Origin of the sequence: Brevundimonas diminuta 3F5N (assembly GCF_900163625.1) — a bacterium.
Classification (GTDB): domain Bacteria; phylum Pseudomonadota; class Alphaproteobacteria; order Caulobacterales; family Caulobacteraceae; genus Brevundimonas; species Brevundimonas diminuta_A.
This window is the reverse complement of record NZ_FUIE01000049.1, coordinates 59,845-80,846: the sequence shown is the minus strand read 5'-3', so window position 1 is coordinate 80,846 and position 21,002 is coordinate 59,845. Positions and strand designations below refer to the sequence as shown.

General features: G+C 65.8%; 20 protein-coding genes, 2 tRNA genes and 1 other RNA gene. 16 read left to right on the top strand and 7 right to left on the bottom strand.

The window, feature by feature from the left end; all coding sequences use genetic code 11:
* Nucleotides 1-57: 57 nt before the first annotated feature.
* The gene (locus FM111_RS09555) at nt 58-2,265 is read right to left on the bottom strand and encodes a TonB-dependent receptor (protein WP_179205072.1); all 2,208 of its coding nucleotides are present in this window, start codon (nt 2,263-2,265) and stop codon (nt 58-60) included.
* A gap of 186 nt (nt 2,266-2,451) precedes the next feature.
* Here FM111_RS09555 and FM111_RS09550 point away from each other — a divergent pair, with 186 nt between their 5' ends.
* From FM111_RS09550 to FM111_RS09535, 4 genes are read left to right on the top strand one after another with little or no spacing between them, the layout of a single operon-like run.
* On the top strand, nt 2,452-6,093 hold the full coding sequence (locus FM111_RS09550; protein WP_087140721.1) for a hydantoinase B/oxoprolinase family protein: 3,642 nt from the start codon (nt 2,452-2,454) through the stop codon (nt 6,091-6,093).
* A 60-nt stretch (nt 6,094-6,153) separates the two neighbouring features.
* The gene (locus FM111_RS09545; RefSeq protein ID WP_087140720.1) at nt 6,154-6,888 is read left to right on the top strand and encodes a DUF969 domain-containing protein; all 735 of its coding nucleotides are present in this window, start codon (nt 6,154-6,156) and stop codon (nt 6,886-6,888) included.
* Nucleotides 6,885-7,856, top strand: coding sequence for a DUF979 domain-containing protein (locus FM111_RS09540; RefSeq protein WP_087140719.1), 972 nt, complete (start codon nt 6,885-6,887; stop codon nt 7,854-7,856). The genes FM111_RS09545 and FM111_RS09540 overlap by 4 nt, the downstream gene beginning before the upstream one ends.
* Nucleotides 7,853-8,863: a DUF2891 domain-containing protein gene (locus FM111_RS09535; protein ID WP_087140718.1), complete on the top strand. Its 1,011-nt coding sequence runs from the start codon at nt 7,853-7,855 to the stop codon at nt 8,861-8,863. The genes FM111_RS09540 and FM111_RS09535 overlap by 4 nt, the downstream gene beginning before the upstream one ends.
* Nucleotides 8,864-8,884: 21 nt before the next feature.
* Here the strand turns inward: FM111_RS09535 and FM111_RS09530 are convergent, their stop codons facing one another.
* Together FM111_RS09530 and FM111_RS09525 are read right to left on the bottom strand one after the other, a co-directional pair.
* The gene (locus FM111_RS09530) at nt 8,885-10,231 is read right to left on the bottom strand and encodes a metal-dependent hydrolase family protein (protein WP_256968172.1); all 1,347 of its coding nucleotides are present in this window, start codon (nt 10,229-10,231) and stop codon (nt 8,885-8,887) included.
* Nucleotides 10,232-10,544: 313 nt separating this feature from the next.
* Nucleotides 10,545-10,618 (bottom strand) — tRNA-Gln (locus FM111_RS09525).
* 219 nt (nt 10,619-10,837) lie between these two features.
* Between FM111_RS09525 and FM111_RS09520 the strand changes: the two genes are divergently transcribed.
* From FM111_RS09520 to FM111_RS09495, 6 genes are all read left to right on the top strand, one after another.
* Nucleotides 10,838-10,914 (top strand) — tRNA-Pro (locus tag FM111_RS09520).
* 75 nt (nt 10,915-10,989) lie between these two features.
* Complete coding sequence (locus tag FM111_RS09515) at nt 10,990-11,538, top strand: DUF924 family protein (RefSeq protein WP_087140716.1); 549 nt, start codon at nt 10,990-10,992, stop codon at nt 11,536-11,538.
* 78 nt (nt 11,539-11,616) lie between these two features.
* Nucleotides 11,617-12,966, top strand: coding sequence for a hypothetical protein (locus FM111_RS09510; protein WP_087140715.1), 1,350 nt, complete (start codon nt 11,617-11,619; stop codon nt 12,964-12,966).
* Between the two features lie 124 nt (nt 12,967-13,090).
* Nucleotides 13,091-13,948, top strand: coding sequence for a thymidylate synthase (locus FM111_RS09505; protein WP_087140714.1), 858 nt, complete (start codon nt 13,091-13,093; stop codon nt 13,946-13,948).
* Between the two features lie 16 nt (nt 13,949-13,964).
* A complete protein-coding gene (locus FM111_RS09500; RefSeq protein ID WP_087140713.1) occupies nt 13,965-14,264 on the top strand; it encodes a phosphoribosyl-ATP pyrophosphohydrolase in 300 nt (99 codons plus the stop codon).
* Nucleotides 14,265-14,355: 91 nt separating this feature from the next.
* Nucleotides 14,356-15,027, top strand: coding sequence for an aquaporin (locus FM111_RS09495; RefSeq protein ID WP_087140712.1), 672 nt, complete (start codon nt 14,356-14,358; stop codon nt 15,025-15,027).
* On the opposite strand, the gene FM111_RS09490 is transcribed toward FM111_RS09495, so the two are convergent.
* Complete coding sequence (locus FM111_RS09490; RefSeq protein WP_143276083.1) at nt 15,028-15,627, bottom strand: hypothetical protein; 600 nt, start codon at nt 15,625-15,627, stop codon at nt 15,028-15,030.
* A gap of 70 nt (nt 15,628-15,697) precedes the next feature.
* Between FM111_RS09490 and FM111_RS09485 the strand changes: the two genes are divergently transcribed.
* Both FM111_RS09485 and FM111_RS09480 read left to right on the top strand, forming a co-directional pair.
* Nucleotides 15,698-16,210 (top strand): dihydrofolate reductase, encoded by a 513-nt coding sequence (locus FM111_RS09485; RefSeq protein ID WP_373407970.1) that lies wholly within the window; start codon nt 15,698-15,700, stop codon nt 16,208-16,210.
* Between the two features lie 17 nt (nt 16,211-16,227).
* Nucleotides 16,228-16,548 (top strand): YbjQ family protein, encoded by a 321-nt coding sequence (locus tag FM111_RS09480; protein WP_087140709.1) that lies wholly within the window; start codon nt 16,228-16,230, stop codon nt 16,546-16,548.
* Here the strand turns inward: FM111_RS09480 and FM111_RS09475 are convergent.
* Both FM111_RS09475 and FM111_RS09470 read right to left on the bottom strand, forming a co-directional pair.
* The gene (locus FM111_RS09475) at nt 16,545-16,973 is read right to left on the bottom strand and encodes a universal stress protein (RefSeq protein WP_087140708.1); all 429 of its coding nucleotides are present in this window, start codon (nt 16,971-16,973) and stop codon (nt 16,545-16,547) included. The genes FM111_RS09480 and FM111_RS09475 overlap by 4 nt on opposite strands.
* Nucleotides 16,974-16,984: 11 nt before the next feature.
* A complete protein-coding gene (locus FM111_RS09470; RefSeq protein ID WP_087140707.1) occupies nt 16,985-18,052 on the bottom strand; it encodes an Mrp/NBP35 family ATP-binding protein in 1,068 nt (355 codons plus the stop codon).
* A gap of 87 nt (nt 18,053-18,139) precedes the next feature.
* Between FM111_RS09470 and miaA the strand changes: the two genes are divergently transcribed.
* From miaA to FM111_RS09450, 4 genes are all read left to right on the top strand, one after another.
* Entirely contained in the window at nt 18,140-19,021 is an 882-nt protein-coding gene (gene miaA / locus FM111_RS09465) for a tRNA (adenosine(37)-N6)-dimethylallyltransferase MiaA (protein ID WP_087140706.1), read from the top strand.
* Between the two features lie 13 nt (nt 19,022-19,034).
* Nucleotides 19,035-19,403: a transfer-messenger RNA gene (gene ssrA, locus FM111_RS09460) on the top strand.
* A gap of 100 nt (nt 19,404-19,503) precedes the next feature.
* Complete coding sequence (locus FM111_RS09455) at nt 19,504-20,001, top strand: SspB family protein (protein WP_046652932.1); 498 nt, start codon at nt 19,504-19,506, stop codon at nt 19,999-20,001.
* 87 nt (nt 20,002-20,088) lie between these two features.
* Entirely contained in the window at nt 20,089-20,580 is a 492-nt protein-coding gene (locus tag FM111_RS09450; protein WP_087140705.1) for a hypothetical protein, read from the top strand.
* A 64-nt stretch (nt 20,581-20,644) separates the two neighbouring features.
* Here the strand turns inward: FM111_RS09450 and FM111_RS09445 are convergent, their stop codons facing one another.
* Nucleotides 20,645-20,995, bottom strand: a complete 351-nt coding sequence (locus tag FM111_RS09445; protein WP_087140704.1) for a RusA family crossover junction endodeoxyribonuclease — start codon at nt 20,993-20,995, stop codon at nt 20,645-20,647.
* Between the last annotated feature and the right edge of the window lie 7 nt (nt 20,996-21,002).

The following is a 21,002-nucleotide window of genomic DNA, read 5'->3' as shown; positions in this document are numbered from 1 at the left end:
GTCGTTTCGATCAAGAACCGGCGGCGTCCGATCAGGCCGAACGCCGCCAAGCGTCCCTTAGTAACGCAAACGCAGATAGACGCCAGCCGAGCGAGGCTCGCCCATCGACACTCGGTCCATGCCCAGCGCCTCAAGGTTGACGATGCCGCGCTGATAGACTTCGTCCGTCAGGTTGCGCGCCCACAGGCCGATCTCGGTCTTGCCGTCCGGCAGAGCCCAGCCCAGTTCGCCATTGACGGTCCAGTAGCCGTCCTGGCTGAGACGCTCGACATTGCCCGAGCTGAAGTAGAACTTCGAGCGATAGGAGCCCGACAGGGTCATCAGCAGATCCCCCTGGTCGCCCAGGCTGTGCTGATAGGACACAGCCCCGTTGAAGGTGAACTCAGGCGCGGTCGGCAGGCGGTTGCCCGAGAAGTCTTCCCCGACCGAGATGTAGTTCTTGTATTCGCTGTCCAGCACGGCGGCGCCCAGCGAGATGTCCAGCCCCTTCATCGGCGCAACGGTCAGTTCGATTTCGGCGCCCTTGATGACGGCGTCCGAGGCGTTGTCGAGGATCGGCACGCTGGTCGGGCCGCGCACGACGTAGCTGTAAACCTGCAGGTCTTGATAGTCGTAGTAGAAGGCCGCCGCGTTCAGGCGCGCACGACGTCCGAACAGCTCGCTCTTGAAGCCGACCTCATAGGCGTTCAGCACTTCGTCGTCATACGGACCCAGGTCCTGAACGTCAGTGATCATGCCGCCCGCAAAGCCGCCGCTCTTGTAGCCGCGGTTGTAGCTGACATAGGCGCGCGAGTTGTCGCTGATGTCATAGTTCAGCACGGCTCTGCCCGAGATGCTCTCGAACGACTTGGAGCCGTGGAAGTCGACCAGGGTCACGCCCGCCTCGGTGAAGCGGCTGTGATAGTCCATGGTCTTGTCGTCGCGCGACCAGCGCAGGCCCGCGACCAGCGACAGGCGCTCGGTCAGCTTGTAGTCGACCTCGCCGAAGACGGCGTAGCTCTCGGTCTTCAGGCTGTGAGGGTAAGAGACGGTGCCCACGCCCATGGCGACGCCGGCCATCGGGTCCGGCAGCATATTCAGCAGGTCCAGGCCGATCTCGAAGGCGCTGTCCGACTTCAGACTGTCGTTCATATAGAAGACGCCCGCGACCCAGTCGAAGCGGCCGCCGCTGTTGGATTGCAGGCGGAACTCCTGGGTGAACTGGTCCTGATCGACGCGGTAGAAGCCCTTGATCAGGTTGTTCGGGCCGGAGTCCGTGTTCTCATCGTCGCGGTGGCGGGCGTTGACGAAGCCGGTGACCGACACCAGCGAGAGGTCGCCCAGATCAACCGTGGTGGTGACATCGGCGTTGAACAGCTTCAGCCGGTCGCGACCTTCCATCGAATAGTCGCCGGCGTAGGGATCGCCGTCGGTGTCGACATAGCCCAGGGCGTCGGTGCAGGCCGAGGTGCCGTAGAAGCTGGGCAGGCACCAACCGTCTGCCCCCGTGGCCTCGGCGGTGTTGGGGATCAGCCCCCTCGCCTGCCCCTGCAGGGCGCCGTTGCGGCTGTTGCCGCCGCCGACGTGCGCCAGCACCTCGACACGATCGTTGGGCGTATAGAGCAACGACATCCGTGCTGCCCAGCGGTCGCTGTCGTTGACATTGCGGCCGGTCAGGCGGTTCTTCGTATAGCCGTCGTCGCGGACGTAGTTGGCCGCCGCGCGGAAGGCCAGGACGTCCTCGATCACCGGCCCGCCGACGCCGCCTTCCAGCTCCATCCGTTCGCGTGAGCCGTAACGGGCTGTCAGGTCAGCGGTGTAGTAATCGGTCGGGCGACGGCTGGTGATGTTCAGGGCGCCGCCCGTGGTGTTGCGGCCGAACAGCGTGCCCTGCGGCCCGCGCAGCACCTCGACCTGCGACAGGTCGAAGAAGGAATCCAGCTGCATGATCGACGAGCCGCGGATCACGCCATCCACATAGACGGCGGTCGGGCTGGGATTGGTCGGGTTGAAGTCGTTCGAACCGACGCCGCGGATATAGACCTTGGGCGCCACAGAGGAGTCCCCGCCGTGCACCTGAAGGCCTGGCGCCAGGCCGCTCAACTCCAGCACGTTGTTGACGTTCATCCGATCCAGATTATCGCCCGAATAGGCGGTGATGGAGATCGGCACATCCTGTAGGTTCTGGGCGCGGTGACGCGCCGTCACCACGATATCCTCGACGGTTGCGACGTCCGGGGCGGGTTCCGACTGGGCTTGAGCGTTCGCCGCTACGGCGAGCGCCACAGTGCATACGGCTCCGAATAGATTGCTCTTCCTCACGCTTCTTCCCCTTATGCCCCTTGTGTTTTTGGAATTAAATATGAGGCCATATTCATATACGCCTCATTCAACCATTCCTGTCAATCTGCCCTTGCATTGACTGATGTGAGTGCTGGCGCCGACACGGATATCGGCCATAAACACGGGTTTATGACAAACACGAACCTGAGCTGGCGATTCTGGATCGACCGCGGCGGCACCTTCACCGATGTGGTCGCGCGTGCGCCCGATGGTTCGCTCCGCACAGGCAAACTGCTGTCGGTGAACCCTGAGCAGTATGCCGACGCCGCCGTCGAAAGCATTCGCCGGATACTACAGGCCGCCCCCGGCCCGCTGGCGGAGGGATTGGTCGGCGAAGTTCGCATGGGCACGACAGTCGCCACCAATGCCCTATTGGAACGCAAGGGCGAGCCCACAGCGCTGGCGATCACGGCAGGATTCGGCGACGCCTTGAGGATCGGCTGGCAGGCCCGACCCGAACTGTTCACCCGTCACATCCGCCTGAACGATCAACTCTATGACCGCGTGGTCGAGATCGACGAGCGACTGACCGCCGACGGGGCCGTTGACCGGCCGCTGGACGAGGCGAAGGCGCGCACCGATCTGAATGCGGCCCATGCGGCGGGCTTCCGCGCCTTGGCCATCGTTCTGGTCCACGGCTGGCGCTTCACCGAACATGAGCGGCGGCTGGCGGAAATCGCACGCGAGATCGGCTTTGACCAGGTCTCTGTCAGTCATGAAGTCGGCGCCCTGATCAAGCTGATCGGGCGCGGAGACACGACGGTCGCGGACGCCTATCTGTCCCCGATTTTGCGCGCCTATGTGGACCGGGTCGGCGGCGATCTGGGCGCTGCGACGCCGTTGCAGTTCATGCAGTCTTCGGGCGGACTGACCGCCGCCGACGCCTTCCGCGGCAAGGACGCTATCCTGTCAGGTCCGGCGGGCGGCGTGGTGGCCATGGCCGAGACCGCAAAGGCTGCAGGCTTCGACCGCGTCATCGGCTTCGACATGGGCGGCACTTCAACTGACGTGTCCCACTTCGCCGGAGACTATGAACGGACATCCGACGCCGTGGTGGCCGGGGTGCGGCTACGCGCGCCGATGTTGAGCATCCACACCGTGGCGGCGGGCGGCGGCTCTGTCTGCCGTTTCGATGGCGGACGACTAAGAGTCGGGCCGGAATCAGCCGGCGCCTCTCCGGGGCCGGCCGCCTATCGGCGCGGCGGGCCGCTGACGGTGACGGACTGCAACGTCATGATGGGCAAGCTGAGCCCCGACTTCTTCCCCGCCGTCTTCGGCCCTGCCGCTGATCTGCCGCTGGACGCGCAGGCGGTGCGCGCGAAGTTCGAGGACATGGCCGCCGAGGTCGAGGCCGCCACCGGCCGCCCTGTCACCCCCGGCGAACTGGCCGAAGGCTTCGTCACCATCGCCGTGCAGAACATGGCCGAGGCGATCCGCTCCATCTCCATCCAGCGCGGCTATGATGTCACCAAATATGTGCTGAACTGCTTCGGCGGCGCGGGCGGGCAGCACGCCTGCCTGGTGGCCGATGCGCTGGGCATGACCCAGGTGCTGCTGCATCCGTTCGCAGGCGTCCTGTCGGCCTATGGCATGGGCCTGGCCGAGGTGCGGGCCATTCGCCAGACGACTGTCGCCATGCCCCTCGCACCGGCAACAGGCAACGTACTCGATGAACGGATCGCAGAACTGACCGGCGCGGCTCGCGCTGACCTGTCGGCGCAAGGCTTCGACGCCGCTGTCGTCTCGACCATCGCCCGCGCCGAGATCAAGTTCGCAGGGTCCGACACCCCCCTGACTGTGCCGTTCGGCCCGGCCGTCGACATGGCCGCCGCCTTTGAGAAGACGCACCGTCGCCGCTTCGGCTTTTTCGCCGAGGACAAGGCCCTGGTGGTCGAAACGCTGGAAGTCGAAGCCGTCGGCCGCTCGGACCAGACGCCGGAGACGACGCAGGCCGCCGATGGCGATGCCTCGGCGCCCGAGCCTGTCGCCGCCCTGACCGTCCGCATGGCGGGTGAGGATCGCCAGACGCCCGTCTATCGGCGCGGGGCGCTGAAGCCCGGCGCCCATGTCGACGGCCCGGCGGTCCTGCTGGAGGATACAGGCACCACGGTCGTCGAACCTGGCTGGCGCGCCTCGGTCGATGCGGCGGCCAACCTGCTGCTGAAGCGGGTTGTCGCCCTGCCCGCCCGCACCGCCATCGGCACGGACGTCGATCCGATCATGCTGGAGGTGTTCAACAGCCGCTTCATGGCCTGCGCCGAACAGATGGGCGAGGCCCTGCGCGCCACCGCCTATTCGGTGAACATCAAGGAGCGGCTGGACTTCTCCTGCGCCGTCTTCGACGCGGGCGGATCGCTGATCGCCAATGCGCCGCATATCCCGGTGCATCTGGGCTCGATGGGCGAGAGCATACGCACCGTGATCGCTTCACGCGGCGAGGGACGCGATGGCCGGGGCATGAAGGCGGGCGACGTCTACATGCTGAACGCGCCCTATAACGGGGGCACCCACCTGCCCGACATCACCGTCATCCTGCCGGTGTTTCTGGATGGCGACGATACGCCCGCCTTCTTCGTCGCAGCGCGCGGCCACCACGCCGACGTGGGCGGCATCACGCCCGGCTCCATGCCCGCCAACTCGCGCAGCGTGGACGATGAAGGGGTGCTGATCGACGACTTCCTGTTGGTGGACGCCGGAAGGCTCTGTGAAGCCGAGGCACGCGCCCTGTTCGCTTCCGGTCCCTGGCCCTCGCGCAACGTCGATCAGAACCTGTCGGACCTGAAGGCCCAGGTCGCCGCCTGCACGCGCGGCGCCCAGGAACTGATCCGCATGACCGTCGAGTTCGGTCGCGACGTCGTCACGGCCTACATGGGCCACGTTCAGGACAATGCCGAAGAGGCCGTGCGTCGCGCCGTCGCCGCCCTGAAGCCCGGCGCCTTCGCCTATGAGATGGACGACGGCGCCGTCATCCGTGTCCGCATCGACGTAGACGCCGAGGCCCGCAGCGCCGTTGTCGATTTCACCGGAACCAGCGACCAGCTGCCTAGCAACTTCAACGCCCCGCTATCGATCGCGCGGGCGGCGACCCTTTATGTCTTCCGCACCCTGGTGGACGACGCGATTCCGCTGAACGAGGGCTGTCTCAAGCCGATCGAACTGGTCGTGCCGGAAGGCTCGATGCTGAACCCGCGCTACCCCGCAGCCGTGGTGGCGGGCAATGTCGAGACCAGCCAAGCCGTGGTCGATACGCTATACGGCGCGCTGGGCGTTCTGGCCTCTAGCCAGGGGACCATGAACAACTTCACCTTCGGCGACGACGCACGGCAGTATTACGAGACGATCGCCGGCGGTTCAGGCGCGGGGCCGGATTTCGACGGAACCGCCGCCGTCCAGACCCACATGACCAACAGCCGCCTGACCGATCCCGAGGTGCTGGAAACACGCTTTCCCGTGCTTTTGGAAGAGTTTTCCATCCGGCGCGGTTCGGGTGGCGAAGGCCTGCATCGCGGCGGCGACGGCGCCGTACGGCGGATGCGCTTTCTGGAGCCGATGACGGCGGCCATCTTGTCCAACCATCGCCGCGTGCCGCCCTTCGGCGCCGGCGGCGGCGGACCGGGCGCGGTCGGCGTCAACCGGGTCGAGCGCGCCGACGGGCGGATCGAGCCCCTGGGCCCCACAGCCGAAGCTGCCATGGAGCCGGGCGACGTCTTCGTCATCGAAACGCCCGGCGGCGGCGGCTTCGGCGCGAAAGACGCTTCCGCAGACGGATGATCCGCGCGACCATTCGGCGGGGACGAATTTCAAGACAGATTCTGGGGAGGATCTGAGCCCATGCTTGTGTTGATCGGCATTGCGATCGTGGTCGCGGGCTTTGTTGCGCGGATCAATCCGCTGGTGGTCATCCTGATCGCCGCCATCGCCACCGGCGTGCTGGCGGCGGTCGGCCCCGGCGCTGATGCTCACAGCCTGTTCCAAGCTGGAATCGACACGATCTCGCGCTTCGGTCAGGCCTTCAACGACAACCGCTATTTCCACATCACCTGGCTGGTCCTGCCAGTAATCGGCCTGTTGGAGCGCGCAGGCCTGCAGGAGCGGGCGCGCGACCTGGTGACCAAGGTCAAGGCGGCGACTGCCGGGCGGCTGATGCTGATCTATCTGCTGGTGCGGCAGGCGACGTCGGCGCTCGGCCTGACCTCTCTGGGCGGTCACCCACAGATGGTGCGCCCCCTGATCGCGCCCATGGCCGAAGGCGCCGCCGAGAGCGAGCACGGCCCCCTGACCGACAAGGCCCGTTTCCGCATTCGCGGCATGGCGGCTGGCACGGACAACATCGGCCTGTTCTTCGGCGAAGACATCTTCATCGCCATCGGCTCCATCGTCCTGATCGTCGGCTTTCTGGAGCAGGCAGGTATCCGGGTCGAAGCGCTGCATGTTTCCCTGTGGGCCATCCCCACAGCCATCGTCGCCTTCCTGGTCCACGGCGCGCGCCTGTTGATGTTCGACCGTCAGGTGCAGAAGGATATGGCGGTTCCGAACGCCTCGACCGACGTCGAGGCCGGCCAATGATCACGCTTGAGCACGCCTATATCGCGACCGGGCTGATGTTCGCGGCCTTCTCCATTCTCAGCCTGCGTGATCCGCAGAACCCGACGCGGTTCCGCAGCGCCCTGTTCTGGGGGCTGATCGCCCTGTCCATGCTGTTCGGCAGTTGGTTGGGCGGGTTCGGCAACGGGATGCTGGTTATCGCCCTGGTGATTATCGGAGCTTCCGGCAAGCTGGGCGTCGGCAAGCCCGCCACCACCTCGCCCGAGCAACGCCAGGCCAGCGCGGCCCGCTGGAAGAACGCCTTGTTCGTCCCCGCGCTGATGGTTCCGCTGGTCGCAGTGGGCGGCACCCTGCTGGCCAAGCACACAGCAGCAGGCGCATGGCTGATCTCGCCGGTCCAGACCACGCTGATCTCACTGGGGTTGGGCTGCGTCATCGCCCTGTTCGCCGCCATGGCCTGGTTCCGCCCGCCCGTCATGGCGCCGGTTCAGGAAGGCCGTCGGCTGATGGACTCCATCGGATGGGCGGCGCTGCTGCCGCAGATGCTGGCCTCGCTGGGCGCGGTCTTCCTGGCCGCTGATGTGGGACAGGTGGTCGGCGATCTGATCGCGCAGGTCATTCCCATGACCTCGGCCTTCATGGCGGTGTTCGCCTATTGCGCGGGGATGGCCCTGTTCACCGTCATCATGGGCAACGCCTTCGCCGCCTTCCCCGTCATGACCGCCGCCATCGGCTTGCCTATCGTGGTGCATCAGTTCGGCGGCGATCCGGCCATCGTCTGCGCCATCGGCATGCTGGCCGGATTCTGCGGGACGCTGATGACGCCCATGGCCGCCAACTTCAACGTGGTGCCCGCCAATCTGCTGGAGCTGCCCGACCGCAACTCGCCGCTGAATGGCGTCATCCGCGCCCAGTTGCCGACGGCGGTCGTCATGCTGTTCGCCAATATGCTGCTGATGTACTTCCTCGCTTTCCGGTTCGGATCATGACGCAAAGCTTCGACCCCGCCCTCGCCTCTCGTTTCGCCGCAACGGCGCTGGGCCATGTGACGCGGGAATATCCCAACCACATCATGCATGTGCTGACGGGACCGCAGGACGCCCGCACGCCGCGCGACATGCATCCGATCTTCTTCGGCAGCTTTGACTGGCATTCCTGCGTGCATGGCTGGTGGACCCTGTTCACCCTCTATCGCTTGCACTCCGACATGGTTGAGGCGCCCCGCATTCGCGCCCTCGCCGACGAGTTGTTCACGCCGAAAAACATCGCCGGAGAGGTCGCCTATCTGGAGCGTCCAGAGGCGCGCGGTTTCGAGCGCCCCTACGGTTGGGCCTGGCTGTTGATGCTGGCCGCTGAACTGGCACGCCACGACACCGATGAAGGCCGCCGCTGGGCCGCGACCCTGCGTCCTCTGGCCCACGTCTTCGTCGAACGGTTCAAAGCCTTCCTGCCGCTGGCCGACTATCCGGTGCGCACGGGCACGCACTACAACACCGCCTTCGCCCTTCGGCTGACGCTGGATTACGCCGACGCCCACGACGCCGACCTGGCCTCCCTTTGCCGCGACGCCGCCTTGCGCTGGCATGCCGAGGATCGCGACTGCCAGGCGTGGGAGCCGTCGCAGGACGAGTTCCTGTCGCCCGCCCTCATGGAAGCCGCCCTGATGCGGCGCGTGCTGTCGCCTGAAGCCTTCCGCGCCTGGTTCGACGCCTTCCTGCCCGCCCTGGCCGAGGGGCGGCCTGCGACCCTGATGGCGCCCGCTCGCGTCAGCGACCGCACCGACGGCAAGATCGCCCATCTGGACGGCCTGAATCTGAGCCGCGGCTGGTGCTGGCGCGAAGTCGTGGCGGGTCTGCCCGCCGATGATCCGCGCCGCACCGTCGGAGAAAAGGCGGCGGCCATCCATCTGGACGCCGCCCTGCCCCACGTCACCGGCGACTATATGGGCGAGCACTGGCTGGCCAGCTTCGCCTTGCTGGCGCTGCTTTCCGCCTGACGGCGCTGACGGGCGGGCTTCCTAGAGCGTGTTCTTGTGAATGCGCCCGGCTTTCATGATCAGCTTCATCGTGCGCTCCGGGTCGGCGATTACCGAGATGTCCGCCAGCGGATCGCCCTCGACCACCAGAAGATCGGCGTAGGCGCCGGCCTCGATGCGCCCCAGCTTCGCCGGATAGGGATTGCGCGGCCCGGATAGCTTCAGGATCTCTGCGTTGCCGCCCGTCAGCATCCGCAGCACTTCGGCCGCGCCATACCAGCGCGCGAATTTGGCCAACTGCTTGCCCTGCGTCGTCGTCCCCTTGGGGCTGAACAGGATATCGGTGCCCAGAGCCATGTTGACCTTGTGCTTGCGGCCCCATTCGACCGCGCGAGCCGTGCCTTCAGCGATGATCTGCTGTTGGGCGCGCTGCTCAGGCGAGGGGTAAACATTCGCGTCCTCGTCCGCCAGGAAGGGCTGGATGCTCCACCATGCGCCCGCATCCGCCATGCGTCGCACGGTCTCCTCGTCCGCCATCTGTCCATGCTCGATGGACTTCACCCCGCAGGCGAACGCCCGCTGGATGCCTGCGGGCGTATAGGTGTGGGCGCAGACATAGACGCCCCAGTCCGTAGCGGCGGCCACCGCCGCCTTCATCTCGGCTTCCGTATATTGCAGGGCGTCGACTGGATCATAGGTCGAAGCGACGCCGCCGCCCGCGTGAATCTTGATCTGGCTGGCGCCGAGCATCAGTTGTTCGCGCACGCGGCGCAGAACCTCGGCCTCGCCGTCGGCGATGGCGGCGATTCCCGCCTGTTCGGCGACGCTAAGCGTGCTTTGGGACGTTCGGGGCAAGTCGGCCCGCATCCGGAAATCGCCATGCCCCGAGGTCTGGGAGATCATTGAGCCCGACGGATAGATGCGCGGCCCGGCGAAACGCCCTTCATCAATCGCGCGCTTCAACGCAAAGCTGGGGCCGCCCATGTCGCGAACGGTCGTGAAGCCCCGCATCACCGTGCGCTCGGCCTCCTGGGCCGCCACGAGGTGCAGATAGGGAATATCTGCGGTCATCGCCGCCATCTGGGAAATGCCGGCCAGCATGGCGTGCCAGTGAGCGTCGATCATGCCCGGCATCAGGACACGCCCGCCGCAATCCACCACATCGGCGTCCGTGACAATCTCGCCCGCCGGCACCAGCGCCTGGATCATGTCGCCGACGATGAGGAGGTTTCGGCCCTCGATCAGACGCGCGCTCGTTCCGTCGAAGATACGCACATTGGCGAGCAGGCGCGGCTTGGCCGACTCTTGTGCGAACGCCGGCGAAGCGACGCCAAGCCCAGCTGCGGCGAAGCCCGCGGCCGCACCGGCCAGGATCGAGCGTCGCGACATGCCCGCTTCCATTCGGGCCAGCAGATTCCGCGCTTGGGGCGAGTGACAGGCGCAGGTCGCGTCATGCGGCAAGGGCCGCTGCTGTGCGATTCCGCCGAACCAGGTCTTCAAGAGCGCATCCTCACCAATCGAGCGGCCATGGCCGCATGCCAACGCGATAAGAACGGCTACGCTATTTTGATTCCGGAAATGATCGGGGGATTTCATCGATCGCGGCAAGTCGCTGGTGAAGACGTTTGTTCTTCGCCACGGAGCTTGCAGTCGTGATGTTCAGGGAGACGCCCCGAAGGGCGATTTCTTCAGCAAAAACCGATGGCTGGGGAACTAGGACTCGAACCTAGAATGACGGTACCAAAAACCGTAGTGTTACCATTACACCATTCCCCAGCGGTCCGGTGTTCCCCGCCGAGCGCTGTGCGTCGCGGCGAGGGCGGTCATCTACGCCAAGGTTTCGGGTGATGCAACACCTGAAAACGAAAGAATTTTCATCGACCCGAGACTTTTTTCGGGAGCCTCATTTACCCGCTTGCGAGGGTCGGTCGGCATGGCTATAAGCCCCCTCCTCGACGCAGATGGCGGCCCACGGGACGTTTGATTTGCGAAAGTCGGAGTGTGGCTCAGTCTGGTAGAGCACCGCGTTCGGGACGCGGGGGTCGTAGGTTCGAATCCTATCACTCCGACCATCTTTCCCTTGATTGTGAATGCAAGCGACGCGGCTCAGGCCGTGTTTTTTCGCGCGCCGCTGCTAGGCTTGCGGCATGACGCCACTCCTCTCCCCTACTGAAGTGCTGGATTTCTGGTCTGACGCCGGGCCGGACAAATGGTTCGCCAAGGACGTCGCCTTCGACCGCACATTCTCCGACCGCTGCTGCGACACTCATTACGCCGCCGCACGCCGAGAACTGGATCACTGGATCGAAACGCCTGATGCCGCCCTGGCCCTGATCATCCTGCTGGATCAGTTGCCGCGAAACGCCTTTCGCGACACGGCCCATATGTTCGCAACCGATCCCCTGGCGCTCGGCTTTGCGAAGGAAGCGATCCGGCGAGGTCACCACCAAAACGTCGCTCTGGAACTGCGCGCCTTCATCTTAATGCCCCTGATGCACTCTGAAGCGCTGACGGATCAGGAACAGCTTCTGACTCTCCTCAATGCGGAGAGCGAACCGGAAACCTATAAGTTCGCCGTTATCCACCGCGACATCATCGCCCGCTTCGGTCGCTTTCCGCACAGAAACGCCTGCCTGTATCGCAGCACCACGCCTCATGAGGTCGAGTTTTTAAATTCCGGCGGTTTTTCAGGATAATCTTCAAATACCTTTGATTGCTTTGCCGCCACAGCAAAGCTAAGGCCGGTTGAACCTCAACAGTCAGCCGCAGACATCATGAATCGCTTCGCCCTCGCCCTGACGGCAACGTCCGCTCTCATCGCAGCCTCCGCTACGCCGGCGGACGCGCAAATTTTCGGCCGCCGCAACAATGCGGAAGCGGCTCAAGTCATCAATGAGACGCCGCGTTGCACCCAGAACCTGGGCACTGTGGCGATCGCCGAAACGCAAGGCGTTCTCTTCGACCAGATGGGCCTGGGCGCGCCGACCGAACTGCTGCGCACCGTGATCCGCGAATCCGGCTGCTTCACCCTGATCGAACGTGGACGCGGCATGGATCTGGTGGAGCGTGAGCGCAGCCTCGGCGGCGCCGCCCGCGTCCGCACGGCCGATTTTGTCCTGGTCGCTGAACTGGCCAACCCGATAGAGCCGACCGACAACGACCGCGGGTCCGGCCTGCTCGGCTCCTTGGCCGCCGTCGGCGGACGCGCCCTGCTCACCGCAGGCATCGCTGCGGCGACGGGCGGAGATATGGGCGGCGGTCTCGGCGGCGGCGGCCTCGGAGGTTTCGGCGGTCTGGGCGGTCTGAGCGGTCTGGGCGGGCTTGGCGCCGAGGCGGGGCTAAACCCCTTGCAGATGCAGGCTCTGAACGCCGCCGCGAACATGGCTGGCAACGTCCTCGGCGGCCAGGGCGGGCAACCCGCTCAAGGACCGGCCCCTGCCCTGAACGCCAATACGGTCGAACGGATTCGCGATCTCAAGAAGGACATCGGTCGCGGTAAGGAAGACGCCCAGGTCGTCTTCTCGCTTGCCAGCGTGCCTCTGGCCGAAACGGTCGGCAACACGCGCGCCGTGGCGAACAAGGACGATCTGCGCGGCCTGCGCATCCGCGACAATCATTTCGGCGGCCGCGTCGGCGCGGGCTATGAAAGCCAAGACGAAGGCAAGGTCATCGCCCTGGCGATGGTGCGCGGCTATGCCGATCTGGTGACCAGCCTGGGCGGCACCGGCTCCCAGCTTCCGGACGTCACCCGCGCCAACCGCGAGGCGATCGCCGCCGAAACCGCCGGCCGTGAAGCTGACGCGCGCCGTCAGGCCGCAGATGAGCGCCGCGAACTGGAACGGGCCGAGCGCGAACGCGAAGCCGAGCGCCGCCGTATTCGCGATGAAATCCGCCGCGAGGAAGACGACCGCCGTCGCTATGCTGAGCGCCCGTCGATGTCGAGCCGCAGCCTGGCGCTGCCGACGATCCTCCGCACTGCGCCTGACGGCGACACCATCCGTCCCTTGGCCGCCCGCGACGTGGTGTTCCCCACCGGCAAGGCGCGCGGCGACTGGGTCGAGGTTCTGGACGCCGACGACAACATCGGCTGGGTGCAGAACGAGCGCCTGGCGCCGACGTACTGATCGCCATCACGGCGCTTGAATAAGGGGGCGCCCGCCGATCTGATCGGCGGGCGTTTCTCTTTTCTGTGCACAATGATTCGTTGCAGGTGACGACACGGTTGAATCAGCCTCATGTTCACTTCCCATGAACGCCGCCGTCGCCATCGCCGATCTCGAAGCCCGCACGGCGGCCGCGCCCGCCGACCATCCTGAATGGCAGTATCTGAACCTGCTGCGGGACATCCTCGACAACGGCGTTCGGCGTGACGATAGAACCGGCACAGGCACCCTGGGCGTGTTCGGCCGCCAGATGCGCTTTGATCTGTCCAAGGGCTTCCCCCTGCTGACGACGAAGAAGCTGCACACGCGGTCGATCTTCATCGAGCTGCTCTGGTTCCTGCGCGGCGAGACCAACATCGCCTGGTTGAAGGACAACGGCGTCAGTATCTGGGACGAATGGGCCGACGCGAACGGCGACCTCGGCCCCGTCTATGGCAAGCAGTGGCGCTCGTGGGCCGCCCCGAACGGCTCGAGCATCGACCAGATCCAGAAGCTGGTGCACGGCCTTAAGACTAACCCCAACAGCCGCCGCCACATCGTCAGCGCCTGGAACCCGGCCGACGTGGACGACATGGCTCTACCGCCCTGTCACTGCCTGTTCCAGTTCTTCGTCGCCGACGGAAAGCTGAGCTGCCAGCTGTATCAACGCTCAGCCGACGTCTTCCTGGGCGTGCCGTTCAACATCGCCTCCTACGCCCTGTTGACGCACATGCTGGCCAAGGTCGTTGGGCTGGAGCCGGGCGACTTCGTCCACACCTTCGGCGACGCCCACCTGTATCTGAACCATATTGAGCAGGCCGAGCTTCAACTAAGCCGCGCCCCCCTGCCCCTGCCGACCCTGACGGTCGCGGACAAGGACAACCTGTTTGGCTTCGAGCTGTCGGACTTCGTGCTGAACGACTACCAGTCCTGGCCGCATATCAAGGCCGCCGTCGCCGTCTAAGGCTGACATCACCCCGATGAAACTCACCGATCTTCAGGCGGATGTCCTCCGCATCTCCGACATCTATGCGCGCGAACATTCTATCGACCGCGACCGCGACTGGGCCCTGTTGAAGCTGCAGGAAGAACTAGGCGAGCTGACCGCCGAGCATCTACGTCTGACCAGCCGCGCCCGCGGCGCCGCCGACCCGCAGGCCCTGGCCGACGAGGCTGCGGACGTATTGGGCATGCTGCTGATCTACTGCGACCGCGCCGACGTGGATCTGAACGCCGCGATGCAACGCAAATGGCTGAGCTGGCTGAAGACCGATGCGTAAACCCACGTAACAACGACTGGCGAAATCGACTGTTTAAGCGCACCCTCCCCGTGATCCGCCATGAGGCGGTGACTGGAAACGGGAGGGTTTCATGGTCAAGAAGTTCGCCGCCGAACTGGTCGGCACGTTGGTTCTGGTGCTTTTCGGGTGTGGGGCCGCCGTGTTGGGCGGGTTTGATCACGTCGGGCAGTTGGGCATCGCCCTGGCCTTCGGCTTCGCCATCGTCGCCATGGCCTATGGCATCGGGCCGGTGTCGGGCTGCCACGTCAATCCGGCCGTCAGCCTGGGCGCCTTTGTCGCCGGACGCATGAGCGCCAAGGACATGATCGTCTACTGGATCGCCCAGTTCATCGGCGCGATCATCGGCGCGGCCATCCTGGGCATGATCGCCAAGACGGGCTTCGCCAGTCTGGGCCAGAACGGCTTCGACGCCGGCTCGCCAGGCGGGTACGGCCTGCACGCCGCCCTGATCTTCGAGATCGTCGCCACCGCCATCTTCCTGATCGCCATCCTGGGCGTGACGGGGGCCAAGGGGCATGGCGCCTTCGCCGGGATCGCCATAGGCATCACCCTGGCCGTCATCCACATCGTCGGCATCCAGGTGACGGGGGTGTCGGTCAACCCGGCCCGCAGCTTCGGCCCAGCGCTGCTGGCCGGAGGCCAGGCGCTGAGCCAGGTCTGGGTCTTCTTCCTCGCCCCGGCGATCGGAGCGGTGATCGGCGGCCTTCTGTTCCGCTCGAAGCTGCTAGAGCCGGACGCCTGATCAGGTCGAGGCGGCGCTGTCCGGCGCCGTCATCGGCATGCGCGCCAGTCTTGCGCTGAGCGCATCCTTGTCTTCGGGCGCGGGCACGAGCACGACGCTGTTCTTGACCGCGCCCATCGACACCGTGGCCCGATAGGCGAAGGCCTGACCCTCGCGCGCCACGAAGCTGACGGTCGCAGCGTTGTTCTGCGGCCCGGCCAGACCACCGAAGCCGGCCGATAGCTCATGCTCGCCCGGATCGACCGCCAAGGCGGTGAACTTGCCGCCCTTGATCTGAGCGAACTCACGATTGTCCAGCGCCAAGTTCATGCCCGCCGCCATCGCCACGAATCCCTCGCGATAGATGATGACAAGAGCCTTGCCGGGAGGCGGCGTCAGGCTGGCTGCCGCGGCGCGATCAGCTTCGGATGCCGCTACACCGGCCCGGTTACCCGCCAGATTGGCCATGATGTAAGCCGTGAAGGCGCCAGCGAAGAGACCCGCCATCATCGGCAGCATCCCCAAATCCGCCCCGACCGCTCCCCCCAGGAAGCCAATACAGAAGGAGACGACCAACAGAACGATGAAACCGACGATCAGGGGCTTGGCGTACTTGTTCACAAGAGGCTCCGAGGGCATTTGTTTGGTGAAGTTCCAGCAACAACGGAAAACCAGCTTGGCTGTTCCCTCCATCGCCCTCGTCGTCGCCCGCGCCCGCAACGGGGTCATCGGTCGGGACGGCGACCTACCATGGCGGCTGCGGTCAGATCTGCAACGTTTCAAGGCCGTGACCGTGGGCAAGCCCTGCATCATGGGTCGGAAGACCTGGGAGAGCCTGCCGTTGAAACCCCTGCCCGGCCGCCTGAACATCGTCCTGACCAAGGATGAATCCTACGCTGAGGCGGGCCTGGCCAGAGGCGCTGTGGTCTGCACCACTCTGGACGAAGCGCTGTCCATCGCGCGCGAACAGGCGGCGGAGGACGGCGTGGACGAAGTCTGCGTCATCGGCGGCACAGCGGTTTTCGCCGCCGCCCTGCCCCGCGCCAGGCGTCTTTACATCACCGAGGTCGAGGCCGAGCCTACAGGCGATGCGGTCTTCCCGCCCTTTGACGAAACCGCCTTCGTCCGCACCGCGTTCGAGCCGCATGAGGCGGGCGAGAAGGACGACCACGCCTTCGCCTTCACCGTTCTGGACCGTCGTTGAATCTAAGGAAGAGCCGTATGATCGTCGCCACCACCAATGACCTGGCCGGTCATCGCATCGTGCGCCAACTGGGCGTGGTGCGCGGAATCACCGTGCGTTCGCGCAACGTCATCTCCGACGCCATCGGCGGGGTGCAGTCGATGATCGGCGGCAAGGTCGGCGCCTATGTCAAACTCGCCGAAGCCGCGCGGCAGGAAGCCTATGACGACCTGATCGCCCATGCGCAGGAGATCGGCGCCAACGCCATCCTGGCCATGCGCTACGACGCCAATGAGATCATGCCCGGCGTGACCGAGGTGCTGGCCTACGGCACCGCCGTGGTGGTCGAGCCGGCTTAAGCCTGACGCGCGATCGTCACGCTGACCGGCGCGCGGGCGGCCACGGCCTTGGCTGTCGAGCCCATCAGCCAGTTCACCACCCCCTTGCGGTCGCCTGTGCCCACGACGATGTGGTCCGCTCCCAGTTGCGCGGCGGCGGCGATCAGGGCGTCGGCGACGTCGTGCCCCTCGGTCGTCACGGCCTCGACCGATTTGCAGTGACGGCGGGCCTCGGCCATCGAGCGGGTCAGGATGGCCTCCTGCTCCTCGACCTTCCAGGCGCGAATGTCGGGGTGGCCGCTGGCCGAACTGAGCGGATTGACCGCCACCAGCGCCAGCTTGCCGCCCTTCGCCTTGGCCAGGTGCGCCGCCAGACGCACGGCCGTTTCGGCATGAGCGCTGCCATCAATGCCGCAGACGACCACGGGCGTTTCCTGTTCAGCCATAGTCCCCGCCCTCAGAGGCCCAGCGCCGCAGCGACCTGCGCGGCGATCTGATGGAAACGGTCAGACGCCGGGTGCTGCGGGTCAACGGCGACCAATGGCCGCCCCGCATCGCCCGCGCGGCGCAGCGCCCCGTCCAGCGGCAGGTCGCCCAGATAGGGCGCGTCCAGGCGCGCGGCCTCGGCCTCGGCGCCGCCAGTCCCGAACACCTCGCCGCTCATGTTCTCGATCAGGCCCAGGGTCGGCACGCCGACCTTGGCGAACAGGGTGTGCGCCCGGCGGGCGTCGGCCAGGGCCACTTCCTGCGGCGTCGAAACGATCACCGCCCCGTCCAGCGGCGTTTTCTGAATCAGGGTCAGTTGCACGTCGCCGGTGCCGGGCGGCAGGTCGATGACCAGAACGTCCAGCGGTTGCTCCTCCGTCCCCCAGCGCGTCTGGGTCAGCATCTGGGTGATGGCCTGTGACGCCATTGGCCCACGCCAGATCATGGCGTCCTCGGCCTTGGTCAGCAGGCCCACCGACATGGCCTTCAGCCCATGCGCGAGGTGCGGGACCATGGCGCCGTCCTCATAGGCGGGCTGGCCCGAAATCCCCAGCATGGTCGGCAGCGACGGGCCGTAAACATCGGCGTCCAGCACCCCGATCGACAGACCGCGCGCCGCCAGAGCCGCCGCCAGGTTAACCGAGACCGTCGACTTTCCGACGCCGCCCTTGCCGCTGGCGACCGCCAGGACGCGCTTCACATGGGCGGGGCGATCCGTCGGAACAGGCGCCTTGGGCCGTCCCTGATCTGTCGCGGCCTTCGACAGGCCCGCCGTACGGCGCGGCGCGGCGGTCACGGCTTCGGCGGTCAGGACGACCGACACCCGCTCCATACCCGGCATCGCTTTCAGCACTGCTTCCGCCGCGTCGCGCACGGGGGCGTAGCGCGCGGTTTCATTGTGCGGGACTTCCATGACGAAGCCCGCGCGACCATCGGCCACGACCAGCCCCTGCACCAGCCCGGCCGCCGCCAGGCCCTGGCCCGACTTCGGGTCGGTCACGGCGTCGAGGGCGGCGAGAACGGCGGCGCGGTCGGTCACGATTGAGACTCCTTCATGGCCCGACGGACTTGCCGGGCCGATGATGGGCGTTCTATCGCCCTAAGCTCCCGTTCGCGAGTTGATCCTTTGTCCCAGCCCATCATCACCTTGATCGCCGGCCCAACCGCCTCGGGCAAGTCGCGCCTGGCGATGGAAACCGCGCACGCGACGGGCGCCGTCGTCATCAACGCCGACAGCCAGCAGCTCTACGCCGACCTGCGCGTGCTGAGCGCCCGCCCCTCGGTCGAGGATGAGGCTGAAATCCCGCACCGTCTCTATGGCGTGGCCGACGCCGCCGACGCCTGGTCTGTCGGCCGCTGGAGCCGAGCCGTCATGGACCTTCTGGCTGAACTGGCCGCCGAGAGGCGACCTGCCTTGCTGGTCGGCGGCACCGGTCTCTATTTTAACGCCTTGACCAAGGGGTTGGCCGAGATTCCTCCCGTATCGGTCGAAATGCGCGATGCAGTACAGGCGGAATATGACACCGGCGGCGAAGCCGCATTCCGCCGCCATCTGGCTGAGGTCGACCGCGCCGCCGAGGCCGCCGTCTTCCCCGGTGATCGCCAGCGTCTGGTCCGCGCCCTCAGCGTGCATCGCGCCAGCGGCCGCGCGATCAGCGACTGGAAGGCCGACACCCAGCCCCTGCTGGCGCCCGGCAGCTATGACGCCCTGGTCGTGGAGCCGCCGCGCGAGCGCCTCTACGCCTCATGCGATGCGCGTGTGGACATGATGATGGCGCACGGCGCGCTGGACGAGGCGCGCGCCCTCGTCGCCCGCGATCTCGACCCGGACCTGCCCGCGATGAAGGCTGTCGGCGTGCGCGAACTGGCGGCGCATCTGGCCGGTGAACTGCCCTTGCCCGACGCCGTCGCGGCCGTGAAGCAGTCCACCCGCAACTACGCCAAGCGCCAGCTGACCTGGTTCCGCAACCAGCAGCGGGACTGGCCCCGTCACCCCGGTTTCGCCTGAACTTCTTCGCCAGCCCCTTGGAAGGCCGCGCCGCCCATACTATATTGATCCTGCTCGGGTTCGCCCGAGCTATGGCGATAAACGCGCCTGTAATAAGCGGACCGGACCCGGGTGCGATTCCCGGCGGCTCCACCAACTTCTTCCCCGCGTTATCGGCGGAGGCAGCATGGGGCCGACTAGCATCGACGGACGTGTAAAGAGGATTGCTTTCGCTCGTCCTGGCCCACCGTATCGGGCCTTTATCTAACTGCGAACGATAACTTCGCTGGAGAAGTCCGCCTCGCCGCGTAATGCGGTTCGGTTGATTTCGAACACTTAAGTCCTAGGGGTTCAGATCCTTAGGCGGGGCCTGTCGGGAGCCTGGCAACAGAATCCCGGCGCTTCTCCCGACATCGAAATTCCTTTGCCGCAGGCGACTCTGCGTCTTCCGTCGCTCGCCTTGGGCGGGTAACAGTCGCGCGTTCCCCTTTTTTGAGGCGCCGATGACGGATCAAACTCCCCCTGTTGACGAGATGCATTATGAGCAACTCGCCCAGGACGCCCTGCGCGGCGTGATCCGCCTGGCGCTTGAGCGCGCGGCCGAGCCCGAGGGCATTCCTGGCGCCCACCACTTCTACATCACCTTCAAGACCCGCGGCGCCGGCGTCAGCGTCCCGCCGGACGTCCTGGCCAAATACCCGGACGAAATGACGGTCGTGCTGCAGCATCAGTATTGGGATCTGGCGGTCGAGCCGGACCTGTTCTCGGTCATGCTGAAGTTCGGCGGCGCGCCCAAGGTGCTGACCGTGCCCTACAGCGCCGTAGTCCGCTTCTACGACCCCAGCGTGCAGTTCCTGCTGCAGTTCGACGAGCCTGAAATCGTCGAGGCAGAGATCGCGCCCCTGTCGCCGCCTGCGCGCGACCCGGACGCCGCCCCGCCTCCGCCCTCGGACGACGACGGGCCGAAGGTCGTTTCGCTGGACCAGTTCCGCAAGAAATAACGCCCTCACACCAAAGGTCACGCAACCTTTGGGTGCAGACAAGCGTTGCCGTAACCTCCCCTTCCTTACCTAAGCGAGGTTGTTTTCATGCGCCTGTCCCTGATGTCCGTCGCCGCCGTTTCCCTGACGCTGGCCGCCTGCAGCCAGCCTGAAGCGACGCCGCCGGCGGAAACCCCGGCCGCCTCGACTGAAGCCGCGCCTGCCGCAACCGAAACCGCCGCTGCGGACTGGAGCGCGCTGAACGCTCAGATCGGCAAATATCCGAACGAGACCAAGCTACTGGAAGACAGCGCGATCACGGCTGATCTGAAGACGCTGATGGGCGACAAGTTCGACGTTCTGGCGACCAACATGCAGACTCAAGCGCCGCTGCAGAAAGACGGCGCCGTCCTGTTCACTTCGGGCAACAAGCAGCATGAGGGCGGCGTCAACGCGGCCTATCTGCTGATCGATCCGGCCGGCAAGGCGCTGGAAGTCGGCCTGTGGGAAGGCGGCAAGCTGACCACCTACAAGACCGCCGGCTCGAACATCGCCAAGCCGAAGGACGTGCAGACGTTGATCTCGAACGCGGCAGGCTGATCCGCCTCGTCTGATCGGTCAAAGGATAGGGATCGCGCCCAGCGCGGCCCCTATTTTCGTGGCCCTACTTTCTAGGAAACACGCGAATAGTAATCCGCTCCCGTTCGCCTTCGCGGCGTTCGACCAGCAGGCGGGCGACCTGACTGTCGTCGTGGAACAGATAGCCCTTGATGGCGTCCAGGAGAGCCTTGGCCAGATTATCCAGGTCCATCCAAGGCGGGTCGCCGACATGCTCCATCACGATCTCGACGACGTAGTCGCCCCACGATGGTCGCGACGCCCATTCCTTGCGCATGAACTCATAGACCAGCGGCTTGTAGTATTTGGCCTGGGTGGTCAGGCCGTCGATGGCGATCTCGACCGCATCGCCCTGCTCGCGCGCCCTGACCTTTCCGGTTCCGATCCAGCCGTCCACGCGCCGT